20 protein-coding genes are annotated in these 22075 nt (G+C 41.5%); 9 read left to right on the forward strand and 11 right to left on the reverse strand.

Features of this window, described 5'->3' with window-relative positions:
• Positions 1 to 22: 22 nt before the first annotated feature.
• The 7 genes from DBZ36_RS17645 to DBZ36_RS17675 form a co-directional block, all read right to left on the reverse strand.
• Positions 23 to 3196, reverse strand: a complete 3174-nt coding sequence (locus tag DBZ36_RS17645; protein WP_120356286.1) for an efflux RND transporter permease subunit — start codon at positions 3194 to 3196, stop codon at positions 23 to 25.
• Between the two features lie 4 nt (positions 3197 to 3200).
• Positions 3201 to 4241 (reverse strand): efflux RND transporter periplasmic adaptor subunit, encoded by a 1041-nt coding sequence (locus DBZ36_RS17650; RefSeq protein WP_120356287.1) that lies wholly within the window; start codon positions 4239 to 4241, stop codon positions 3201 to 3203.
• Between the two features lie 55 nt (positions 4242 to 4296).
• Positions 4297 to 4482 (reverse strand): YgaP family membrane protein, encoded by a 186-nt coding sequence (locus DBZ36_RS17655; protein ID WP_120356288.1) that lies wholly within the window; start codon positions 4480 to 4482, stop codon positions 4297 to 4299.
• A gap of 247 nt (positions 4483 to 4729) precedes the next feature.
• Positions 4730 to 5815, reverse strand: coding sequence for a GGDEF domain-containing protein (locus DBZ36_RS17660; RefSeq protein WP_120356289.1), 1086 nt, complete (start codon positions 5813 to 5815; stop codon positions 4730 to 4732).
• Positions 5816 to 5858: 43 nt separating this feature from the next.
• Positions 5859 to 6536, reverse strand: coding sequence for a glutathione S-transferase (locus DBZ36_RS17665; RefSeq protein WP_120356290.1), 678 nt, complete (start codon positions 6534 to 6536; stop codon positions 5859 to 5861).
• Between the two features lie 77 nt (positions 6537 to 6613).
• A complete protein-coding gene (locus tag DBZ36_RS17670; protein ID WP_120356291.1) occupies positions 6614 to 7261 on the reverse strand; it encodes a response regulator transcription factor in 648 nt (215 codons plus the stop codon).
• A gap of 133 nt (positions 7262 to 7394) precedes the next feature.
• Positions 7395 to 9275 carry a protein-disulfide reductase DsbD gene (locus tag DBZ36_RS17675; protein ID WP_120356292.1) on the reverse strand — a complete coding sequence of 627 codons (1881 nt, stop codon included), beginning with the start codon at positions 9273 to 9275 and terminating at the stop codon, positions 7395 to 7397.
• Between the two features lie 106 nt (positions 9276 to 9381).
• Between DBZ36_RS17675 and DBZ36_RS17680 the strand changes: the two genes are divergently transcribed.
• Positions 9382 to 9843, forward strand: coding sequence for an FxsA family protein (locus DBZ36_RS17680; RefSeq protein ID WP_158589141.1), 462 nt, complete (start codon positions 9382 to 9384; stop codon positions 9841 to 9843).
• An 81-nt stretch (positions 9844 to 9924) separates the two neighbouring features.
• Here the strand turns inward: DBZ36_RS17680 and DBZ36_RS17685 are convergent, their stop codons facing one another.
• On the reverse strand, positions 9925 to 10107 hold the full coding sequence (locus DBZ36_RS17685) for a hypothetical protein (RefSeq protein WP_120356294.1): 183 nt from the start codon (positions 10105 to 10107) through the stop codon (positions 9925 to 9927).
• 218 nt (positions 10108 to 10325) lie between these two features.
• Between DBZ36_RS17685 and DBZ36_RS17690 the strand changes: the two genes are divergently transcribed.
• Together DBZ36_RS17690 and groL are read left to right on the forward strand one after the other, a co-directional pair.
• Positions 10326 to 10616 (forward strand): co-chaperone GroES, encoded by a 291-nt coding sequence (locus DBZ36_RS17690; RefSeq protein WP_120356295.1) that lies wholly within the window; start codon positions 10326 to 10328, stop codon positions 10614 to 10616.
• A gap of 15 nt (positions 10617 to 10631) precedes the next feature.
• Positions 10632 to 12281, forward strand: a complete 1650-nt coding sequence (gene groL / locus DBZ36_RS17695) for a chaperonin GroEL (protein WP_120356296.1) — start codon at positions 10632 to 10634, stop codon at positions 12279 to 12281.
• A gap of 107 nt (positions 12282 to 12388) precedes the next feature.
• Here the strand turns inward: groL and DBZ36_RS17700 are convergent, their stop codons facing one another.
• On the reverse strand, positions 12389 to 13054 hold the full coding sequence (locus tag DBZ36_RS17700) for a numod4 motif family protein (RefSeq protein ID WP_120356297.1): 666 nt from the start codon (positions 13052 to 13054) through the stop codon (positions 12389 to 12391).
• Between the two features lie 249 nt (positions 13055 to 13303).
• Positions 13304 to 13450, reverse strand: a complete 147-nt coding sequence (locus DBZ36_RS20835; protein WP_120356298.1) for a helix-turn-helix domain-containing protein — start codon at positions 13448 to 13450, stop codon at positions 13304 to 13306.
• A gap of 234 nt (positions 13451 to 13684) precedes the next feature.
• Between DBZ36_RS20835 and DBZ36_RS17710 the strand changes: the two genes are divergently transcribed.
• Together DBZ36_RS17710 and DBZ36_RS17715 are read left to right on the forward strand one after the other, a co-directional pair.
• Positions 13685 to 14224 (forward strand): recombinase family protein, encoded by a 540-nt coding sequence (locus DBZ36_RS17710; protein ID WP_120356299.1) that lies wholly within the window; start codon positions 13685 to 13687, stop codon positions 14222 to 14224.
• Between the two features lie 50 nt (positions 14225 to 14274).
• Complete coding sequence (locus tag DBZ36_RS17715) at positions 14275 to 15381, forward strand: RelA/SpoT domain-containing protein (protein ID WP_120356300.1); 1107 nt, start codon at positions 14275 to 14277, stop codon at positions 15379 to 15381.
• A 107-nt stretch (positions 15382 to 15488) separates the two neighbouring features.
• Here the strand turns inward: DBZ36_RS17715 and DBZ36_RS17720 are convergent, their stop codons facing one another.
• The gene (locus DBZ36_RS17720) at positions 15489 to 16742 is read right to left on the reverse strand and encodes a tyrosine-type recombinase/integrase (protein WP_120356301.1); all 1254 of its coding nucleotides are present in this window, start codon (positions 16740 to 16742) and stop codon (positions 15489 to 15491) included.
• A 688-nt stretch (positions 16743 to 17430) separates the two neighbouring features.
• On the opposite strand from DBZ36_RS17720, the gene DBZ36_RS20715 reads away from it, so the two are divergent.
• From DBZ36_RS20715 to DBZ36_RS17745, 4 genes are all read left to right on the forward strand, one after another.
• Complete coding sequence (locus DBZ36_RS20715) at positions 17431 to 18108, forward strand: PEP-CTERM sorting domain-containing protein (protein WP_233558180.1); 678 nt, start codon at positions 17431 to 17433, stop codon at positions 18106 to 18108.
• Between the two features lie 72 nt (positions 18109 to 18180).
• Complete coding sequence (locus DBZ36_RS17730) at positions 18181 to 18363, forward strand: hypothetical protein (RefSeq protein ID WP_120356302.1); 183 nt, start codon at positions 18181 to 18183, stop codon at positions 18361 to 18363.
• Positions 18364 to 20069: 1706 nt separating this feature from the next.
• The gene (locus DBZ36_RS17740; RefSeq protein ID WP_120356304.1) at positions 20070 to 20720 is read left to right on the forward strand and encodes a TetR/AcrR family transcriptional regulator; all 651 of its coding nucleotides are present in this window, start codon (positions 20070 to 20072) and stop codon (positions 20718 to 20720) included.
• Positions 20721 to 20814: 94 nt separating this feature from the next.
• Positions 20815 to 21321: an SRPBCC family protein gene (locus DBZ36_RS17745; protein ID WP_120356305.1), complete on the forward strand. Its 507-nt coding sequence runs from the start codon at positions 20815 to 20817 to the stop codon at positions 21319 to 21321.
• The last annotated feature ends 754 nt before the right edge of the window (positions 21322 to 22075 follow it).

Below are 22075 nucleotides of genomic sequence, written 5' to 3' on the forward strand. Positions count from 1 at the left end.
GATGTTGTAGTCTAGTTTTGACTTAGTCGTAGCGCTTGTACATCACGCTATAATACAACACCGGTATCACCACAAGTGTTAGGATGGTTGAAACCAAAATACCGAAGATTAAGCTAATCGCCAACCCGTTAAATATCGGGTCATCCAATATAAACAAAGCGCCAATCATCGCTGCCAAACCGGTCAAAATTATAGGTTTGGCGCGCACCGCTCCCGAGTTAATCACCGCTTGTTCGAAAGGAACTCCGTTTTGGGTTTCTTGGTTAATAAAATCAACCAAGAGTATAGAGTTTCGAACGATGATCCCTGCCAATGCGATCATGCCTATCATCGAGGTGGCGGTGAATTGAGCGCCAAACAAGGCGTGTCCAGGTAAGACACCAATCACTGTCAGAGGAATAGGAGCCATGATGACTAAAGGTACTAGGTAGCTTCTAAACTGAGCCACAACCAATAGGTAGATCATGATCATACCAACCCCATAGGCAATGCCCATATCACGGAAGGTTTCGTAGGTGATCTTCCACTCTCCGTCCCACAATACCGATATTTCTGATAGGCCATCGGGTTGTTCCACATAATTCTGGGTGAAGTTAAGCCCGTCATCCTGCATTGATAGCGCCATGTCAAACATGCCATATAGCGGGCTATCTAACGGGCCAGCCATGTCGGCAACTACCATGACCATCGGTACCATATTTTTGTGAATGATAGGCTTATCAACATCTTGAACTCTTACGCTTACAACTTGACTCAAGGGAACTGTAGCACCACTGAAGCTATATATTTGCAGGTCCAAAATTTGCTGTAAATCAACTTTGCTGGCTTCAGAGACTTCCAAACGAATTGGTACCGCATGTTTTTGCTGTTCTTTGTGCAGGTAGCCGATATCTGTGCCACCGACTGCAGTGGCAATAGTATTTACTATCTCAGAATAGTTGAGTCCCAACTTCGAGACTCGACTGCGATCGATATCCAACTGCCAATTGTCTTGTTGGCTAGGTAAGTAAATATCAATATCGACAATATCTGCTTGTTGATGGAAGTATTGCTCTAGTTGTTGCGCCGCTTGCTCGCGGATCGTTTGACTAGGTCCATAGACTTCGGCAACGATAGGTGACCAAACTGGAGGTCCTGGCGGAACTTCAACCACCTTCACGTTGGCTGAGTAGCGCTCGCCAATAAGCTGTAGTTTGGGTCGTAAATCTAGGGCTATTTCGTGGCTACTGCGCTCGCGTAGTGATTTATCAACTAGATTAACCTGTATGTCTGAGCTATTAGCCGTGTTACGTAAAAAGTAATGACGCACTAATCCATTGAAGTTAATCGGCGCTGTTGTTCCGATGTAAAGTTGGTAATCTGAAACCTCTTCAACTTTTGCAACTTCGTGGGATAAATCCATCACCAGTCGTTGGCTAATCTCGAAAGGCGTTCCTTCAGGCATATCGACAATGACTTGCATTTCAGACTTATTGTCAAAAGGCAGCATTTTCATAACCACAAGCTGTAGAGCGGGTAAACTCATCGCGCCAGCAATTAAAATCATTACACCAGCCCAAAGCCCAAGTCTGGCACGTCGACCTTGTTTTTGATGTAGAAATGGGCCGATGACTGCGTTGAAAAAACGCTGTAAACGTGAAGTACTTTTTAACTCGGGATCTTGTTCAGCGTGGGCGCTTGAGTCGTGTTCATGGCGTAGTAGTTTCTGACTTAACCATGGCGTGAGTACAAAGGCGACTAAAAGAGATATCAACATTCCAAGGCTGGCATTAATTGGAATAGGGCTCATATACGGACCCATCAATCCACTAACGAATGCCATTGGTAACAGGGCTGCAATCACAGTGAAAGTAGCTAATATCGTTGGTCCACCAACTTCGTCGACTGCCAGCGGAATAAGCTCGGCAAGTTTGCGCTTGCCCATGGCCATATGTCGATGAATATTTTCAACCACAACAATGGCATCATCTACCAGAATGCCGATAGAGAAAATAAGCGCAAATAATGACACTCGATTTAGAGTGAACCCCCAAGCCCACGATGCAAATAAGGTTATCGCAAGTGTGATTCCAATTGCTATCCCAACCACAATCGCTTCTCTTAAGCCCATGGTTAAGGCGACCAGAATTACCACAGCTGCTGTAGCAAAGGCGAGCTTGCCAATTAAGGTGTTTGATTTTTCAGCCGCTGTTTTACCATAGTTGCGAGTGATTTTACTTTTGACTTGCTGCGGGATCAGGGTGTTTTCAACATCCTTAATTCGTTGTTCAATTTTTTCAGCGATAGCGACTGCGTTTTCGCCGGCTTGCTTGGCAATCGCAATGGTTACCGCAGGGTATAGTTGGCCATTTTCGCCGTGCCAAGCACTTTGAGTCGGTATGTCGGCACCTAGTTTAACCTCAGCTACATCACCTAAGAAGACCGGTGCTTCATTATAGACACCCACTACGAGTTCTCGTAGCTCATCGATACTGCGTACGAATTGACCGGCTTGAACCACGATTTCTTGGTTGTCTTGTACCAGTATACTTTGTGCAGAGCGCTGATTTTGTCCTTGTAACTGATTGCTTAGTTGCGCCAAGCTTATGCCAAAACTATTCATTTTAGCGGGATCTACTCTGACAGACGCCACTAATTCATGTTGACCAACCGTGTAGATATCACGAGTTCCTGGAATCTTTTTAAGCTCAGTTTCTAAGCCGTGCGCAACTTGGCTAAGGTCTTGATGACTAATGCCATCTTGATCACTGAAAAGTGTGAGGCTAACGATAGGTACATCATCAATGGCGCGCGGTTTAATGATCGGTTGGCCAACACCAGCACCGCTAGGTAATCTATCCAAATTTGAATAGATTTGATTGTATAAATTAACGATAGCGTCGTTACGGGTTTTGCCTACCTCGAATACCACAACCAGCATTACCCCGTCAGGCATAGTGAAGCTATATAAAGTATCTATGCCATTGAGCTCTGAAATTATTTGCTCTGCGGGTAAGGTAACTAAGTTCTCGATTTCGCGAGGTGACGCACCGGGAAACGGGATGTAAACGTCAGCAAAGGTAACATCAATTTGGGGTTCTTCTTCCTTTGGTGTTACCAAGACAGCGAATACACCTAATATCAATCCGATCAACGCCAATAATGGTGTGATAGGTGAGTGCAAGAAGGCTTGTGCAATACGACCTGAAATGCCCATGCGCTTATTCCTTATCCTGATTGAGAACTGCGTATGCAGACAAGGCAATGACGTCGTTAGGCATAAGGCCTGAGAGTACCGTGATTTGATTACCGACAAGCGCCCCTAAACGAACTTGCGTTAACAAGGCTTTTTGGTCTTCAATACGGTAGACGGCACTGAGTTGATTCCTTTCTAAGGTGGCGCTCTGTGGGATCAGAATTTGCTCGCGAACTGGGCCTTGTAATCGTACTTTGACCCATGTTCCCGGTATTAGTTTAAGGTCAACATTGTCGAAGTTGATACGTAGCTTAAAGGTATGGCTGTTGGTGTCCGCGTAACTGAAAACTTTGAAGTCTTCCGAACTTAACAAGCTGCCATCATCGAGTTGGACTTGTATTGATTCAGAATTTTGCAACAAGGCTAAATGACGTTGCGGTACATCTGTAATCACGCGCATTTTACTTAAGGACAAGCCTGAGTATAAAGCTTGGCCAGGGCTGATTGCTTCGCCTATTTCCACATGCCGTTGAGTCACAATACCGGAGAATGGGGCTTTGATTTCTGTATACGAAACCGCTTTTTGAGCTTGTACAATACCTGCATTCGCGGCATCTACAGCGCTACGGGCGTTAAGTGCTTCTGCGCGTGCTTGGTCCAAGCTACCCTGAGAAACGGCTCCTTTAGGAAATAACTTCTTTAGGCGCTGCCAATTAAGCTGCGCTTGGGTATTACTCGCGTTTGCTCTTGCCAACTGAGCTTGCGCAGAGGCTAAGGAAGCCGCTTGCTCTTCATTGCTTATTTTTAGTAGCAACTCGCCCTCTTGTACAAAGTCATTAATATCAAAGAGCAGTTCTTGAACCACACCAGAAGTTTGAGCTGATAAAGTCGCACCATCTATGGCCTCAATGCTGCCATCGAGCACTATCCTCTGATGAGTTTGGCTGGTGTTAACTGTATGAACTTCGATGTTTGCTTGCGCATAGGAGACGCTAAGTAATAGTGCCAACATGCTGACAAAAGTTCGAATGAAAAGCTGGTGGGTATAGCCGAATAGTGAATTCATGGAAGCTCCTTGCTTACAACATGACAAGCTAAAAATATGAAAACGTTCTATCACTTTAGTGTAGTCCCATTTTCTTAAATATGCTGGCTGCTGGACAAAATCCGGTAAGCGCGCTTTGAATTAGATTAATAGCGATAAATACACTAAACCATACAAAATGGGGGGAGACCCACTGGGTAAGTATTAGCGAGAGAAGTAGCATGCTACCGGCAAAGATTCTAACTGCGTTATCTATACTCATGTGAAGTTACCTTTATTAGTTTTTACCGATATTACACGAGTGAAATTTAATGTGCAATTACCTTTATTAGAAAAAACTGTTTAATAAGGTTTGATCGACGTATTGACCTTGGGGATTTTACTTAATATAGGCCTGCAAGGTCGCTGATTGCTCCACTCAACGACAAATCAGTTAGCTCAATAAAAAGGCTAACATTTGAAGATAAGGGCAGTGGCTATTGAATTAGCAAGCTCATGACTATCGCCTCTTAGGGTGCTTTCTGGTAAAAGCTGACGCGATTTCGACCTAATGCTTTGGCTTGATAGAGCGCATTATCTGCATTCACAAGTAAGGTCTTAATGTCTTTATCGGGTTGTTGTTTAGCGTAAATTCCGACGCTTATGGTACAAACGACGTTGTCACCATTGTCGAGAGATATATTTTTCTCAGAGATCAAATGCCGTATTTTGTCAGCAATCTGCTTCGCTTCGTCGAGTTTGGTGTCGGGTAGGACTAAAGCAAATTCCTCACCACCGATACGTGCAAATAGGTCGCTGCTACGGATATTGTTTTTGATTAGTTGTGTGATTTGCTTTAAGCAACGATCACCGTTGTGATGGCCATGGTTATCATTGATTGATTTAAAGTGATCAAAGTCCAACAAGGCTACACACAGATGAAGCTGTTGTGAATGTGCATCAAGCAGTAAGCTTGTTCCTTGTTTAAAAAAATGATGACGATTGGCAATTCCGGTGAGTGAGTCGGTTTGGGCTTGTTTGGTTAATAGGGCTTCATTTTGTTCAATTTTACTGCTGAAAAGACTGAGTACCACAATCACTTCTAGCATGTTGAAGAATATGACGGACTGATATAGGAAATGGTTTTCACTTTCTGACAACGCGATGAGGGGGGTGGCATTAAGCGTGTTTTCGCAGTAAAAAAATAGCAGTACACTAATGACGCTTAATACTATTTTGTCCACTTTTTCGCGCAGTTCAAAAAGCAAGAACACCCCAGTGGGTACTAAAAAGTAAAACAAGTGAAAGCCAGAAGCATTGGTTAAATAAACATTAGTACAAATGAAAAGATGAAACATCAATATGCTGAAGAACCAAATTTTAGCTGGTTTGTGTAAGTGGAGTCGGTTGAAAACCATGGTCAGCGCATAAGCCAAAGTAAAACCAGCATTTATTACACCAACGCCTAGGTGATTTAATACGGTGAAGTAGCTTAAGGTGTATAACGACGATATGCCTACGGTAATGATGCTAATGATATTGAGCAGGCGAACTTTGTTTTCTGAATGAAAGTTTAGCTGGTCGGTACCGAGATTAGAAAGAGTTGTAAAAAGCATATAGTTCTTCTATTGGTGATGTTGTGGTCCAAGTGGACACGATTTACAGCGCATTCTGGGGCTGATGATTGTTGGAATTGTCTGGGAATATCTGTTCAGTTTTGCTTTCAATCCATTGTGGGTATTTGAGCATACAAGCATGGAAACGCTCACTTTGAACGTGGGTTTGTAGCCATCGTTGTAATTGCGTACTGATATTTTGCTGAAACCAATGTTGGTCTACGCCAGCAAATTGACGAATAAACGGAAATATTGCTAGATCTGCATAGCTAATTGTATCGCCGAATAGAAACCTGTTGGCGATCAAGCGCTGTTCAAGTAGTTGGATGAAGCCCATCGCTTGCTCACGATAAAACGCTTGAGGGTGTTCAGGAAAACGGTCCGAATACTTGTAACGGTCTAAGGCGCTTTTGAACGCGCCGTCATTTTCTCGAATCAATAGTTTATGTTGGGTTGAGTGTTGGTGTAGAAGTCGCTCTGGATCGTTGATTGCTAAAGCCCAGTCCATAATTTCCAAGCTTTCATCAATAACACTTCCATCAGACAGTTGCAGAACTGGAATGGTTGCTTTAGGCGATATTTGTATCAGATGCTCAGGTTTGTTTTTTAGGATTATTTCGCGCAAACGAACAGCAACCCCACTACTTTGGATTGCAAGGCGCGCTCGCATGGCATAGGGACAACGGCGGAAACTGTATAAAATTGGGGAGGTATTAGACATTTTGTACGGATATCAACTCAAAAGTGCGGCAATCTAAGCATGGAAGGCTAGTTTTTACTAGCCTTGGTAAGGGAGATTTACTGCTCGGGTTCCAATTCCATTTGTTGTAGTGCAATAACCGCTTGAGTTCTATTTTTAACATCCAGTTTGCGAAAAATAGCCGTGACATGGGCTTTAATGGTTGCTTCAGAAACCGATAATTCATAGGCAATTTGCTTATTCAAAAGCCCTTCGTTTAGCATCACTAATACTTTGTACTGCTGCGGTGTCAAATTAGCCAAGCGCTCTGCGATTGGGTCCAGAGCAGGCATATCAGCATGGGTTTCGTAGCCTTCAGGAAAACTACTATTGCCTTCTAGCAATTGTTCTATGGCAGACACCATTTTTGATAAAGGACTCGATTTGGGAATAAATCCCATCGCGCCCAGTTGCTGGGCTTTTCTAACCACTTCAATTTCTTCGCTAGCGGACACGATAACTACTGGAATACCGGCATGCTGGGCATGCAAATGGGTGAGCGCAGAAAAACCATTCGCTCCTGGCATTTTTAGGTCTAGTAACAGTAGGTCTGGTGTTTTTAGTTCATCGAGTAAACGTAACAGATTATCGACAGAGTCGGCTTCATGAATATCCGCATTCGGTGCTGCGGCTTTTACCGCCTGTAAAAGGGCAGTGCGAAACAAAGGGTGATCATCAGCGATAACTATTTGATATTGGGTATCCATACCACGACTCCATTGGACTTTTATTGACCATAACAGCTCAGTTCAGGGGGTGCAATTGGTCACCTCCTAAGTTGTGACCAGCTTAGGAATGTTGAACGTCAAAGTGACAAAGCTTTCCCCTGCCGCCGTTAAATTATAGACCGTTAAGGACTAAATGAGCGTAAAAAGCTTCGGCATCCATAAAGCCGCTGATCCTAGCTTGTGTTAGTTCATCTCCTGCGCTAGAAAATAATAACAAGCTTGGAAGTCCTAATATCTGATAGTGCTCGAGTAACTCGATAGCTTGTTGGTTAGTTTTAGTGACATCAACGCGTATCAACACCAGCTCTTGAAGCTTACGAGCCACTTTTTCTTTAGGGAAGGTTTTATTTTCGAAATCTTTGCAAGCCACACACCAATCCGCATAAAAATCGACTAAAACAGCGGTGTTTTGTTGTTTGGCTATCGCCAATTGATTTTGCAAATCGTCAAGAGTGTTTACATCAATAAACTGACCATGAATTTGCTGAGCTTGTTGGTGCTGCGAGCCTATATTTATCCATGGACTCGCTGCCCACAGCAAGCTTGCTCCTAAAGCTAAGGTTAACACAACGTAACGCAGACTTTGCTGCCAGCTAAAAGTGCTGAGGCGGTTTTGGTGGAACAAATAACTGTAGCAGGCAATAAATAGCAGTCCCCATAATGCAGCCGTTAAAACTGGAGAAAGGAATCGCTCGAGCAAAAAGATGGCAACACTGAGCATGGCAAATCCAAATATGTTCTTTACCACAACCATCCAGGCACCGGCCTTGGGTAACCAACGGCCTCCACTCCACCCAAGTAAGAACAAGGGAATGCCCATACCGATACTTAATGCATACAAAGCTATCGCACCTAGCCATAGATCGCCGGTTTGCGCGATGTATAACAAAATTCCTGAGATTGGGGCCGCCGTGCACGGAGATGCGATTAAGCCACTTAAAGCGCCCATTAAGCCAACGCTAAGAACCTGATTACCTTGTTGTTGATGGCTTAAACGGTCTAAGCGTTCTCGCATCTTGAGCGGCAATTGTAAGTTGTAGACTCCAAACATTGAAAGTGACAAAAGTACAAATAACAATGCGACTGCTCCAAGCACCAACGGTTGTTGCAACGCGGCTTGAAATTGTAGACCAGCACTTGCAACTATCAAACCTAAAGCGGTATAGGTGATTGCCATGCCTTGAACAAAACTAAAGGACAATAGCGCCGCGCGTCGATTACTTAGTTGCTGCTGTCCTGCGATCACAGAGCTCAATATGGGATACATTGGGAACACGCAGGGGGTAAACGCTAATCCAAGGCCGATGACAAGGAATAAAAGTACATTCCATATGAGCGAACGCTCAGCGATTGTTGACGGCGCTTGAGTCGGTAAACTAGGGTCCACGCTATCAATAATGTCAGTTACACTTGGCCCAGGACTTAAGCCGTTTTGATTGGGTTGCTGTGAACTTAACCCTATAGGCAATGTTTCGGGAGGATAACAAAGTCCAGCATCCGCGCATCCTTGAAAACGAATACTTAATGCCTGATGGCTTAGTTCCGCCGGAATTGTTGCGCTTAAACTGACTGAGTCGCGGTAAATAATCACTTCGCCAAAATAGGGGTCTTGATAAGTGCTACCTTGCGGCATGGCTAAATCTAATTGACTGCCGTCACTGCTGCTCAATTCAAACTGATTTTGATATAGGTAGTATCCGGGCTCAATAGTCCAGCTTAGTTCGAGTAAGTCATCATTGAGCTGGGAAGTGAAGATGAACGCTTGGTCAACGCGAAGAAATTGGTTTTGACTGCCGCTTTGGGTTTTGTTTGCGATCTCATCAAAAAAGTTTTCTGCTTTGCTATTTACCGACACAAAAAGAGTCAGAGAAACAAGAATGAGAGTGAAAAACCACTGGCTTAAAAGGCGTTGATACGGCATTACGAGTGTTCCAAATTCAAAAATGATTGAGCTTATGGCTTTAAAGACCGGTTTATAGCCCATATATTTCATTAATAGGCACCATGGCGTCAAATATATACCTGAATTGAGCTGAACCCTGAAGCATAAACCGTTACAGTGTCAGCTTATCATGGTCAAAGCAACCGAGGATGTATTCGTGATTTTATACTTGTTTTTAATCATTGCAGGACTTTCATTTGCAGAAATGTATGTGCTGATTGAAGTGGGCTCTCAATTAGGAGCACTGCCAACCATCGCTTTGACGATATTAACGGCAATCGTAGGTGCATCGCTAGTTCGAAGCCAAGGTTTAAAAACAGCCTTTGAAGCGCGTGCTAGCATGGACAGAGGTGAAGTGCCTGCGCTACAAATGTTTGAAGGTCTAATGCTAGTCGTCGCCGGAGGCATGTTGGTCATGCCTGGTTTTATTACCGATTTTTGCGGAATGATTTTGTTGATTAAACCGATTCGTGAATTAATCGCGCGGCGTTGGATTATAAAAAATGCGGCTAAATTCGAACAAGCTCAAAGACAGCAGGGCTTTAATCAAGGTGACAACCCAGGCAGCCATACGATTGAAGGCGAGTACGAACGAAAAGATGATGACCGCTTAAATTAGGTTTTGCATCTTGGGTGAGAGTGACATCAAGCATTCGTAAAAGAAAGGGCGCCAGTGGCGCCCTTGCTATTTAAATCGTAATTAGATTTTCTCGGTGACAATACGAGGGTTGTTGCCCAAAGTATTGATTAGGAAAGATTCGAACTCGTGTGAATCTATGTGAGCTTTAGCTGCTTCCATGCTACCTTTAAAAGGTACATAAACTGTCGACACGCGATGCAAGTGCATTTCTGGACGGTCGATAGCTATCCATAATTGAGTCATGTTATAGACCTCGATTAGAGTATTTAGCCTAGAGTATGTTACACCTTTGTAAACAAAACAAGCCTAAATTAAAAATCACTTTTGCTCTCACTTATAAAAAAAATTTGCTTTAACCCTTGGATCTGCTGCTTCTGACCCCATTTCTTTTTCAACCTGCTTAAAAGTACTTTGCTTTTAGGCCTATAAACAACCTAGCTATTGTTAAAGGAGAGACAGCAATGACTATTCGTCCCTTGCATGATCGCGTCATCATTAAGCGTAAAGACCAAGAAAGCAAATCTGCTGGTGGTATCGTTCTTACCGGTTCTGCTGCAGAAAAATCTACCCGTGGTGAAATCATCGCCGTTGGTAAAGGTCGCATTTTAGAAAATGGCGAACTTCAAGCATTAGACGTGAAAATTGGCGATACCGTAATCTTCAACGAAGGTTATGGCGTTAAGACTGAAAAAGTTGACGGTGAAGAAGTTCTTATCATGTCTGAATCAGACATCCTCGCTATCGTAGAATAATTAAGGATTAAAGAAATGGCAGCTAAAGACGTAATTTTTGGAAACGACTCTCGTTCTAAAATGCTTGCAGGTGTAAATGTACTTGCAGATGCAGTTAAAGTGACTCTCGGTCCTAAAGGCCGCAACGTAGTATTGGATAAATCTTTCGGTGCTCCAACCATCACTAAAGATGGTGTATCTGTTGCGAAAGAGATTGAACTTGAAGACAAGTTTGAAAACATGGGCGCACAAATGGTGAAAGAAGTTGCTTCTCAAGCCAATGACGCAGCCGGTGACGGAACAACTACAGCAACAGTACTTGCTCAATCTATTGTTAATGAAGGCCTTAAAGCAGTTGCTGCAGGCATGAATCCAATGGATCTTAAGCGTGGTATCGATAAAGCAGTACTTGCTGCGGTTGAAGAGCTTAAAGGTTTGTCTCAGCCTTGTTCAGACAGCAAAGCTGTTGCACAGGTTGGTACAATCTCTGCGAACTCTGATGAAACTGTCGGTAATATCATCGCTGAAGCGATGGAGAAAGTAGGTAAAGAAGGCGTTATCACTGTTGAAGAAGGCACTGGCCTAGTTGACGAACTTGACGTTGTTGAAGGTATGCAGTTTGACCGTGGTTACCTATCACCTTACTTCATCACTAATCAAGAAAGCGGCACTGTTGAGTTGGAAAACCCATTCATTTTGCTAGCTGATAAAAAAATCTCAAACATTCGTGAGTTATTGCCGTTGTTAGAAGCACTTGCTAAAGCAAGCAAGCCGCTACTTATCATTGCTGAAGATCTAGAAGGCGAAGCCCTAGCAACTTTAGTTGTGAACAACATGCGTGGCATCGTTAAAGTGTCAGCGGTTAAAGCGCCTGGCTTTGGTGACCGTCGTAAAGCAATGCTACAAGATATCGCTATCTTGACTAACGGTACTGTTATTTCTGAAGAAGTAGGCCTTGAGCTTGAGAAAGCTACACTAGAAGACCTAGGCAGCGCGAAACGCGTTGTTATTTCTAAAGACAACACCACTATCATTGATGGTCTTGGCGAAGAAGCCAACATCAACGGTCGTGTGCTACAGATCCGCCAACAAATCGAAGACACATCTTCTGATTATGACCGCGAAAAACTTCAAGAACGCGTAGCTAAACTTGCTGGCGGTGTTGCAGTGATTAAAGTAGGCGCAGCAACTGAAGTTGAAATGAAAGAGAAGAAAGCTCGCGTAGAAGATGCATTGCATGCAACTCGCGCAGCTGTTGAAGAGGGCGTTGTCCCTGGTGGCGGTGTTGCACTTATCCGCGCTGCTGCAAACATTGCCGGTCTTGAAGGCATTAACGAAGAGCAAAACGTCGGTATTCGCGTATTGTTACGTGCGATGGAGTCTCCACTTCGTCAAATCGTTGAAAATGCAGGTGAAGAGCCTTCAGTTGTAGCAAACAACATTAAAAACAACAGTGGTAACTACGGTTACAATGCTGGTACTGAAGAATACGGCGACATGCTAGAGATGGGTATTCTTGACCCAACGAAAGTAACCCGCAGTGCACTTCAGTTTGCAGCTTCGGTTGCTGGTTTGATGATCACTACCGAGTGTATGATCACTGACAAGCCTGAAGATAAAGCTGCTGGTGGCGCTCCTGATATGGGCGGCATGGGTGGCATGGGTGGTATGGGCGGCATGATGTAAGCCGAGCTAATCGATTTAAGCCCTTGTAAATCAATCGCTTAAGAATTACTGTAGACAGTAATGTAGACAGTTAGGGATGCTTAGTTGGAGACAACGGCATCCCTTTTTCAGTTACAGCTCCAACCTTTTTCCAACATCAGATAGCCGGAATGGCATTGAGCATCCTGAGTCTCGTCATCCAAAAAATCGTCAGATTGGGATAGTTTTTTCGGGTACGGAACATTGCTTTCGTCATTCCACTCAATGAAGCCAAAGTTATGTAATTCCTCACCTGATTCACTGAGGTAATAATTATCCATCTTTAATTCATCTCTAGCCGCCGCAGCTTGGCTGGCAGTATCATATCGTCCAACTCTGCGCCCTTCACCATCGAGAGCCTTATACCAACCTCCATCCATTCTATGAATACCAACATATCCTCGTACTAAAGGGCTTTTTTTAGCCAAGTTATTTTGCCGAGGTGTGCAGCGACGCATATTTGGTCTTGTGTTGTTCAATGGATTCGCATCTACGTGGTCAATCTCTTGTTCGTCGTCAGGGTTCATGAGCAAGCGGTGCAAATAGGCGCCATTTGTACTGCTTCGCGCCACGTACTTGCCATCTTGGCGCTTATGGGCATAAAAACTGTGCTCTTCAAGAATGTCGATGTCGCACAAACTTATGGTGGTAGTTTTGTTCTTACCTAAGCCTATTTTGGCAACGACGTGTTCATTGATAAGCATAATTTGGATGTTTTTCTTATGGCTCCCATAGCCCTTTTTTAGTCGAGTCATGTTAATTCCTATTAGTTAGTCTTGTTACATTTGAAAACCAAAATGTAACAAGTAAATTCACAAAATATTGTTTAAATACAGTTGGTTACGCTATCTGTTACGCTGTAACATTGTTACACGTGTTTATTAACTCACATATATTGATAGAGAAAGGTATGGTGGTTATTTGGTATTGATTTCGTGTCATGTATTTCAATTAAATCAATGCGTTGCATTTTGAGCGGCTTGTACATCTCCGAATTGGTCGAGTCATTTAACTCCTGCACTTCTTAGTACTTTTCCTACGGTGTTTCTATGACAACCAACGCGCTCAGCAATTGATGCATGGGACAGGTTCTCATCCCTCAACGTGATTATTTTTTCTCTTTTGGTTCTCGTAATTCGATTTGTCAGCATATTCCGGCCTCAATTTAGTGGGTGTACTTAGATTTTAAGGTGTATGAACTGAAGCGAACGCTTAGGAACGGTTAAGCACAGCGCGTTAACTATTAACCATATGATTGTTATAAGTAAATTAAGATGAAACTATGGAGAAATACACTTGAAATCATCGTATAAAATCATCCTGTCAGTTCTTGTGGCGATACTAACTTTGATACTAGAAATTGCACATCAAGAAGAGGAATAGTTATGGCTAGCATTGGGTATGCAAGAGTGAGTACTGCGGGGCAGAGCTTGGAGGTTCAACTTGAAGCTCTAAGAGGCTGTGACAAGACGTTTAAAGAGAAAGCGTCCGGAGCTAAGGCTGAGCGACCAAAGCTTGTTACGATGCTCGACTATGCGCGTGAAGGGGACACAATTACCGTAACGAAGCTTTGTCGACTCGCTAGGAACACCAAACATCTATTGGAGATTGTGGACTACCTAGATAACAAAGGGGTATCGCTGGTGGTGCTCAATTTGGGCATTGATACTAAGTCACCGACGGGTCGGTTGATGCTTACCATGATAGGTGCTGTTGCTAGTTTTGAACGCCAGTTACTGCTTGAGAGGCAAGCTGAAGGGATTGCGATGGCAAAAAATCAAGGTAAATATAAAGGTAGAAAACCCATTTCAATGGTAAAACGTAGCCAAATTGTAGAGATAAACAAAAGTGGGGTATCAAAAGCTGAAATTGCTACGAAACTCAACATTAGTCTTTCTACCGTTTATCGAGTTCTAAAGACATAACTCTTTGAAATTGTTAATCTGGATACATAAGAGACTTGATAGGATTTTAAATGGCAAACAAACAATACCAAGCTCAGAAAAAGCCCCTTCAATTTAGCAAAGGGGCTATAGATCGAGCAGCGAGAAGCATTCGGCATGGAGTTGATGGGGATGAGCGGGTTGAGGCCATAAAGTCAATTCAGAACTTCCGTGAGTTTCATTTGTATCCATTGATGCTGTTGAAGAACCATCTATCTCGCACTTCAGATAAGGTTGGTAAAAACATCATCGTGGCTCGCCGTTTAAAGCAGTTGCCTACAATTATTGATAAGTTAGAGAGACCAGCATTAAATGGTCAAATGGGCAACACGACACGTATTACTAGCATGCAGGATATTGCGGGCTGTAGAGCTATTGTTCGTAATCTTAAGCAATTGGATGAGCTGAGGAAAAAATTAGAACAAAGTAGGTCTGTACACGAAATTGTTCGAATTGATGATTACTTGATACCTAAAGACTCCGGATATGGGGGGGTACACTTAATTTACAATTGCTTTGAAGGGTCAGAAGAGCAGAGTGATTGGAAGAATGCAAAAGTAGAAATACAGTTGCGGACAGACTTGCAGCATGCTTGGGCAACAAGCTTAGAAATAATTGATACCTTGGAGGGTATTAAGTTAAAAACAACTTTAGATGGGTACCCTGAATGGCGCAAGTTCTTTTGTTTATCAGGGCGATTGGTGGCACATGATGAAGGTGCAATTACTTTGTCAGAGCAAGAGCTTTCTGATGTTCAATTTGAGGTTAATCGATTGAGGGTCGAGCTTGATATAGTTACAAAGCTAGCCAATTATACAGTTGCGATAAGGGTGACAAACGGACAAAAGCTACCTAAGAAGATTAAGAATCATCAGGGACTGTTCCTTATTCAAGTAAAAAAAATAGAAGGTATTTATAAAACTAGTATTTCACCTTATAAGTCTAAAGATAGTGACCGAGCGTTAGAGGCATTGAGTGAGGCTGATTTGGAACGAAATAATGAAATAACAGTTCTAGTTTCTGCGGAGAACATTCGCTCATTAAGAAAGGCTTATCCTAACTATTTTGGCTCAACAAAAAAGTTTTTGAATTTCTTGAATCGACATGCGAAGGAAGGTTTTAGAGCTATGAATCAATAGATTATACCCTTGTGAAAAATAAGAAACCCACCCCAGAGCGTGTCTTTAGGGTGGGTTTTATTATTTTGACGAGGTTTTCTCAAAGGGTCAGACCCCAATGACGATTTCTACCAAATGATGCGCTCAACACATTGGTCGTAAGCTTCTTTTAGCTGTTGTAGTTCGTAGCCACGAGAATAATAGCCATAGGTCATGGTTCTGCCACGCTTGTGACCGAGTATTGCCGCTGCTTTGAGTTCATCAACACCAGCCTGTTGCATGGCTGTCGAGAACATTACACGGAATGAGTGGAAGCACTTCGCTGAATCGGTTGATATGTTCTCGGTCTTGATTCTAGAGAACCAGCGACTCATTTCGGAGCTATTGTCGAAACCTAGTAGAGGTTCATCATTCTGCTTACCTTCACGCAATGCTCTTACCCTTAAACCTAGTTCATTGGTAAGGGGCACAACTCGCTCTGCTGCATCAGTTTTACCGGTAGCAATATAGATAGCAGTGATATCCCCTTCTGTGACTACATGCTGCATTTGAAGGTTACACAGTTCTGATATGCGGCAACCCGTGAATACCCCAAGCTCCACCAGCAAACGCCTATTAGGCTCTCTGGTGGCAACGTTCTCTTTTATCCATTGAATTTCTTCAACGGTGAATGGTTGTTTTCTGTTGGTATTATTACCGCCAGTATATGAATGCCCATCAAAAGGACTTGCAGTAGAAACCTCACCTAAGCTCTCGCAATATGTCCATATCGAGCGTATACGGCTTATCTGACCCTGTACTGTGGTCTTGGCATATGTAGCCTGTAAAGCTTCGATATAGTCATGAACCTGTCTCTTACTGATGTCAGTCAGGAGGACGTCATACAGTTTTAGATGCTTTAAGAAGTTATCAACGGCTTTTTTAACTTTAGATATAGTATCTTGGGTCTTGTCACTTTCAAATTTACGAATCCAAACGTTGAGAGCTTCTTTCAGCGAGATGGTATAGCGACTACGGTGGTCTTTCCTGCCATTAACGGTTGTGTAGGCATGGATAAATACCTCATCCCCATCTTTGGAAGCTTTATCCAAATCATAAGGTTCATCCCAACTTTCTGGATTTTGAGATTGATGGTCACTCATCTCTTGGACTAGCTCTAAGAAGCGGTGGCGTCCTTTGTTGGGCGCGTTGAACTTACGCTCCTCAAGGCGACCATTGAGTATATTTCGCTGATGTCTAGCTTCTCGAATATCGCCAGTACCAAGACTTTCTGAGATAGTCGTTTGACCCTCAAATTGGTTTTGAAGGTCTTTGGGAATACGTCTTTGATACCACCAGATGTTGCCTCTTAGCTTTAGGTGTTTAGTGTCAGTCGATACCATGCAGCCAGCTTTGTAGTCAGTAATGTAGACACTAATGATGCCAAAAAGCCTTATAGAAAGCCACCTCCCGTCATTTCTGGATTCTGGGGCGGCATGATGTAATAGATTTTAAATCTATAACTGTAGCTCTAACCATTTTAATGAAAGCCCGAATAGCAATGTTCGGGTTTTTTTATTAGCTGTTTATCAATGTCTAATAACACTTTTGTTATGAATTGGTAGTGGGTAATAAAATGTATCTTCTCGCCAAACCTAATGCCTCCTTTGATACGATAGCGGTCGTTACAAGTTGACAGAAATAATGTCAGTTTTGAGCGAGCAACGGACATTTACAGTCGATAGATTCCCCCAAAAAATACGCTCAGTTTTTATTATTTCGTATTCCCTAAAACCTAGGTATAAGACAAATGGACGTAAAGTTAGCGATATTTTTGCTTTTGAAAGCCGTAAAATTTACTATTACCCCCCCATCAGCATTTACGCAGAGACAATGAGCATCTAGCTGAATAAATTAATAGTACATGTGTCCATTTTTTTACACATTGACTAAATGTAGGTGCGCATATTTCCTCAAACTGTGATTTTGCACAGTGTTAACACTTGGCGCGTTTTTTGTTTTGGCTTGAGTAGGAGCCACCTATACACCAACATACCTTCATTTGAAAGGATAAGTAAAAGAGGATAACTAATGAAGAATAAGTTTTTAAAAGCCGTTTTCGCGGGAACCATTCTGTCACTGTCAACCCTAGCTAACGCAGGTGTTATTCTCGACACAGATCGCGACAGTTTTATCGATAGCGCCACAGGGTTAGAGTGGATCGATTTCGGGATCAATAACGGCCAAAGTTACAATTATGTTTCAAGCCAGTTAAATTCAGGCGGCGTTTATGAAGGATGGAGCCTAGCCACATCAGAACAAGTCTACACTATGTGGGCAAATGCGTTTTTAGGAATCGGCGCAGACTATGAAAATGCGAATCATTATGGTCGAGGTCAATTACATGCCAACGATGGCCAGTCGGAATTTGGCAGTGTCTTTTCAGCAATATTTCTAGCAATGGGACATAATAAAAAATATGATGAAGGCACCATAAGCGAACACCATGAGGCGACTGGTCTCTTCATAAGTCAAGACGAAATCGGTTTAGTGCAAACCCGTTCTAACATCGGACCGCTCGAAAGTCTCTTCGTCGACGATACAGTAAAACTAAAGTTAGTAAAAAATTTCATCCGGCCAAGAGAAATAAAAGACGATGAATTATCCACTATGTTGGTAAGAAGTGCGGTGGACGTCCCTGAGCCATCGACCCTTGCTATTTTTGCGTTAGGAATGATTAGTTTAACTTCACGTCGATTTAAGAAATAGTCTTAAATTTACTGATTCATAAAAGAAATTAATTATTGACGACGGTATGCCATAACTTATATTAGCCAAGCTATGAAACCCAACGTTGTCGATAATCATCAAGAAGTATTTGCCAGTTTGGAAGATGCTTTTTTTGCTCATAAAGCTGCGTTATTCGACGAATGTGCTTTTGTAATGTTCGATTTGAAACCGCTATTTTATCTTGTCCAAATTGATAACCTAAAAAGTCAAAACCATTTTCTAATCCCCCAATAGTGGTTTTATAGGATGTTGTTTTAACTTTAGTTTATCAAAGTGTTGATTAACCGTTTTGATTGCTCTCTTTAGTTTCCACCTTGTTGGTAATAATACGATGATGTCATCCATGTAACGTCGATAGAAAACAGGTTAACCTTCCATTTCTTTATCGACGTTCAAATAGATAAAAACTCTATATCAAAGGGCTCAATGGATAACCCGGTGAAATACCTTGCTTTATATCCTTAAATAACCCACCTGACTCAATACTTCGTTTTAAGTTTTGTGATAATAAGTTCATCACCATTTTATCTTTAATATAAACAGATAACTTATCTAACAATATCTCGTTATTTATTGATTCGCAATACGATTTTACGTTAGTTCGATATACAAACATATGGTTGTGTAAATTATGTTGTATCTCTGTAACGGGATATTTGCTACCTCCGTGCACTTTTAAATGTGTACACAGCTTAGATGAAGATAAGTAACGCGATAACACCATTGTTCACAATTCAGTACCCCACTATTTATTGATGCCCATAAGTGAATAACTTCACCAGATAATTTAGTAACCTTTTGTAATGGTAGAAAATTGATGGTGTTTGATACTAATTCGTCAATACGTTGTAGTTTAATTTTATTCCATTCCAATGATAACGCACATCCCAAACATCACTGTTATCGGGAAAATGTTTCCGTTGTTTACATAACCAATAAAAATATTCGCTTATTGAGTTGGGATTCATTAGTTCATTTATCATTGAATATTACATAAATCATTAGCGTTGGATAAAGTATCGCTTGTTAATATTGATTAATAAAAGCGCTTGGCCGAACAATAGGACTTAACGTAGATATTAAAGGTCAGTAGCCAACTTCTGCTCTTGACTAATAGCCGTCCTTCGAATTGGCTTTTTGTATCTAATCTATGTCTATATTGCTGTCTATGCAGACAATGAGTCGTAATAATATTAAACTTTGTTTTGGAATAGTGGTGAACCACGATTTTTAACAAAAAAATATTGTAATATTTTTCAACTACTTAACTAAGTCTCTTGAACGATCGGAGTATAAAGCGTGGTATCCCACACTGTATGTTTTATTTTTTAATTAATTATCAACTAGTTGGATGGTGCGTGGGCGGCATGATGTAATAGATTTTAAATCTATAACTGTAGCTCTAACCATTTTAATGAAAGCCCGAATAGCAATGTTCGGGTTTTTTTATTAGCTGTTTATCATTGTCTAATAACACTTTTGTTATGAATTGGTAGTGGGTAATAAAATGTATCTTCTCGCCAAACCTAATGCCTCCTTTGATACGATAGCGGTCGTTCCCCAGCGCTATAAATATCCATTGTTTGACTATAAATTTTACCAATTGCTCGAATAGCCTGACTGACAAAAATGCCGCCAAAGCAGTCATAAGAACTTAAAATCAAGGTGACAGCCCTTTCAAAAAAACAAGTAATAAGCTCTTCACATAAAATGTTAATCTTCTTATTTGAAGAATCTTTAATACAGCACATTATTAAGCAACAATTAAAAATGAAGTATTAACTTTTCTATTCATATAGATTAACGCTCTCCATTAAATGTCCACACAATTCTATTAAAAAATTTCTGATATTAAGCACATTATTGATATTTCTTGTTTGCAAGAGACCGACAGTCTCTTATGGTGAGGGTAAGAGACTGGTGGGCACTTATAGGCAAGTATGGGTTGGCAACGAGCAAGAACAGACGAAAATAAAAGTTCGCGGAAAGAGGCTATTTATCATGCTGCTTTTACGCTTTTTAAAAACAATGGCTACTATAAAGTCAGTTTTAACGCCATTGCTGTTGAAGCAGGTTTTACCAAATCCAATATGTATCGCTACTTTAGTTCCAAAGATGAGATTTTTTTGAATGTCTTTGCCAATTTATTTGAGCTGTGGGCCGCTGACTTTAGTCAGCAGTTACGAGCACTCGAGCAAGACGTTTCTGCAAAATATTTTGCTGATGTTTGGCTAAATTCGATGTTATCGCAGCCCAAACTGCTGGATTTAATGCCCATTCTATTTACTTCCTTAGAAAGAAATAGCTCATTCGAACAGCTGCTGGCGTTTAAACGTTTGTCGAAGAATTTACTTTATCGCCTCACATTGGATATCACGAAAGTTTATCCTGATATTGAAGGTGAAAAGGCCTTTAAGCTATTGAACTTATGTTATGCAGCCACGACAAATTCTTGGACAGCAACCACACAAAGTGACGCACTAAAAAAACTTTACAAACTCGATGAGTTTCAAGCGTTGAAACCAGACTTTGAAAAAGATTTAACAACATCAATCGAAATAATTATACGAGGTTTAAAAGCAAGTATTTAACTCAATGGCTAGTGAAAAATAGACACAATCATCCCGTTAGCTATCCATTTATTAGCTAGCTTGTAGAAATTAATAAATTGTTAAGGTAAATATCATGGCACATCATTGTGAAAAAACATTAAAGGTAAATGTACCAGCTGAAAAAGTTTGGCAAGTTCTTGAGGACTATAGCAGCATTGAAATGTTTGCTATGACGATTAAATCCTCTGCTAGCGCCAATGAAATTAGCTCAGGTTTAGGCGCAAAAAGAACCTGTACTTTTAATGATGGCTCAAGCCTTGTGGAAGAGATTATTGAATACGAAGAAGGGCAAGGCTACAAGATGGATATTTCTAATCATTCAATGCCACTAAAAAGCATGCAATCAGAAATGAAGGTGACGCCTATTGATGAAAATAGCAGTGAAATCTATATGTCAGCAGATTTTGTTGTCAAAGGAGGACCGCTAGGTTGGGTTATGGGGCAATTGATAATGCAACCGGTAATGAAAAGCATATTTAAAAAAGTGATGACAGGTCTAGCGTACCATAGTTTGACAGGAGAGATTATTGGTGAAAAATTACCGTCTGATGAAGAACTATCTCAAATAATTTACACTTAATATATCTTTCTAGACATAAGGGCTAGCTAAATAACGATTTGATTAGGCATACACGATGGCTGATTTTGCCTGTATTTATTAATAACAAAAAAATGATATTGCTCGCTATTACGTAACTGAAATCAGCATTAGAAAACCGGCCAAGAGTTAATGTAAAAAATAGAACATGAATGTTGGCTTTGAGCTTAAAGGCGTCTCACTGCGATGATAGCTTTTTGGCTAATATTCCTCGAATTATGGTCAAGGATGAACAAAAGCTAATGTCCACTATTGGCTAAAAGCTGTCCTTTGAGAAGACTTATAGTCACTGAAGTAGTTCTTAGGAGGCTATGCAGACAATGAGTCGTAACAATTTTACATTCTATATGTGGGCAGCATGAAGTGAGTCATTTCGTATGAACGCTAGGCTTTGGCTTAGCTGCTCATTAAAAGCCGTTAGCACTTTGTGTTAGCGGTTTTTTTTTGGATGTCAATGTGCCCAACAAACAACAATTATTTTAATAATACTGATAGCGGTACGAGTTTGATCGGAGCTTTTAAATAATAGTGCTTGGCTAAATAGCACACAGCTGCAGTCATGACGCTCATGGCCAAAATCATTGTTAGAGCTGGGTCGAGGAAGGATCACCAGAATATTTAGAGAATGGTTACTCGTAAGCTTACTGAGCACCTGTTTATCGATAGATAGCTTGTGAGACACAAAGATCATGGGTTCTAGGATGAGATCTTGGCCTAGCAGTTGTGAGCGCCCGAA

The organism is Alginatibacterium sediminis (assembly GCF_003610775.1).
Taxonomy (GTDB): domain Bacteria; phylum Pseudomonadota; class Gammaproteobacteria; order Enterobacterales; family Celerinatantimonadaceae; genus Alginatibacterium; species Alginatibacterium sediminis.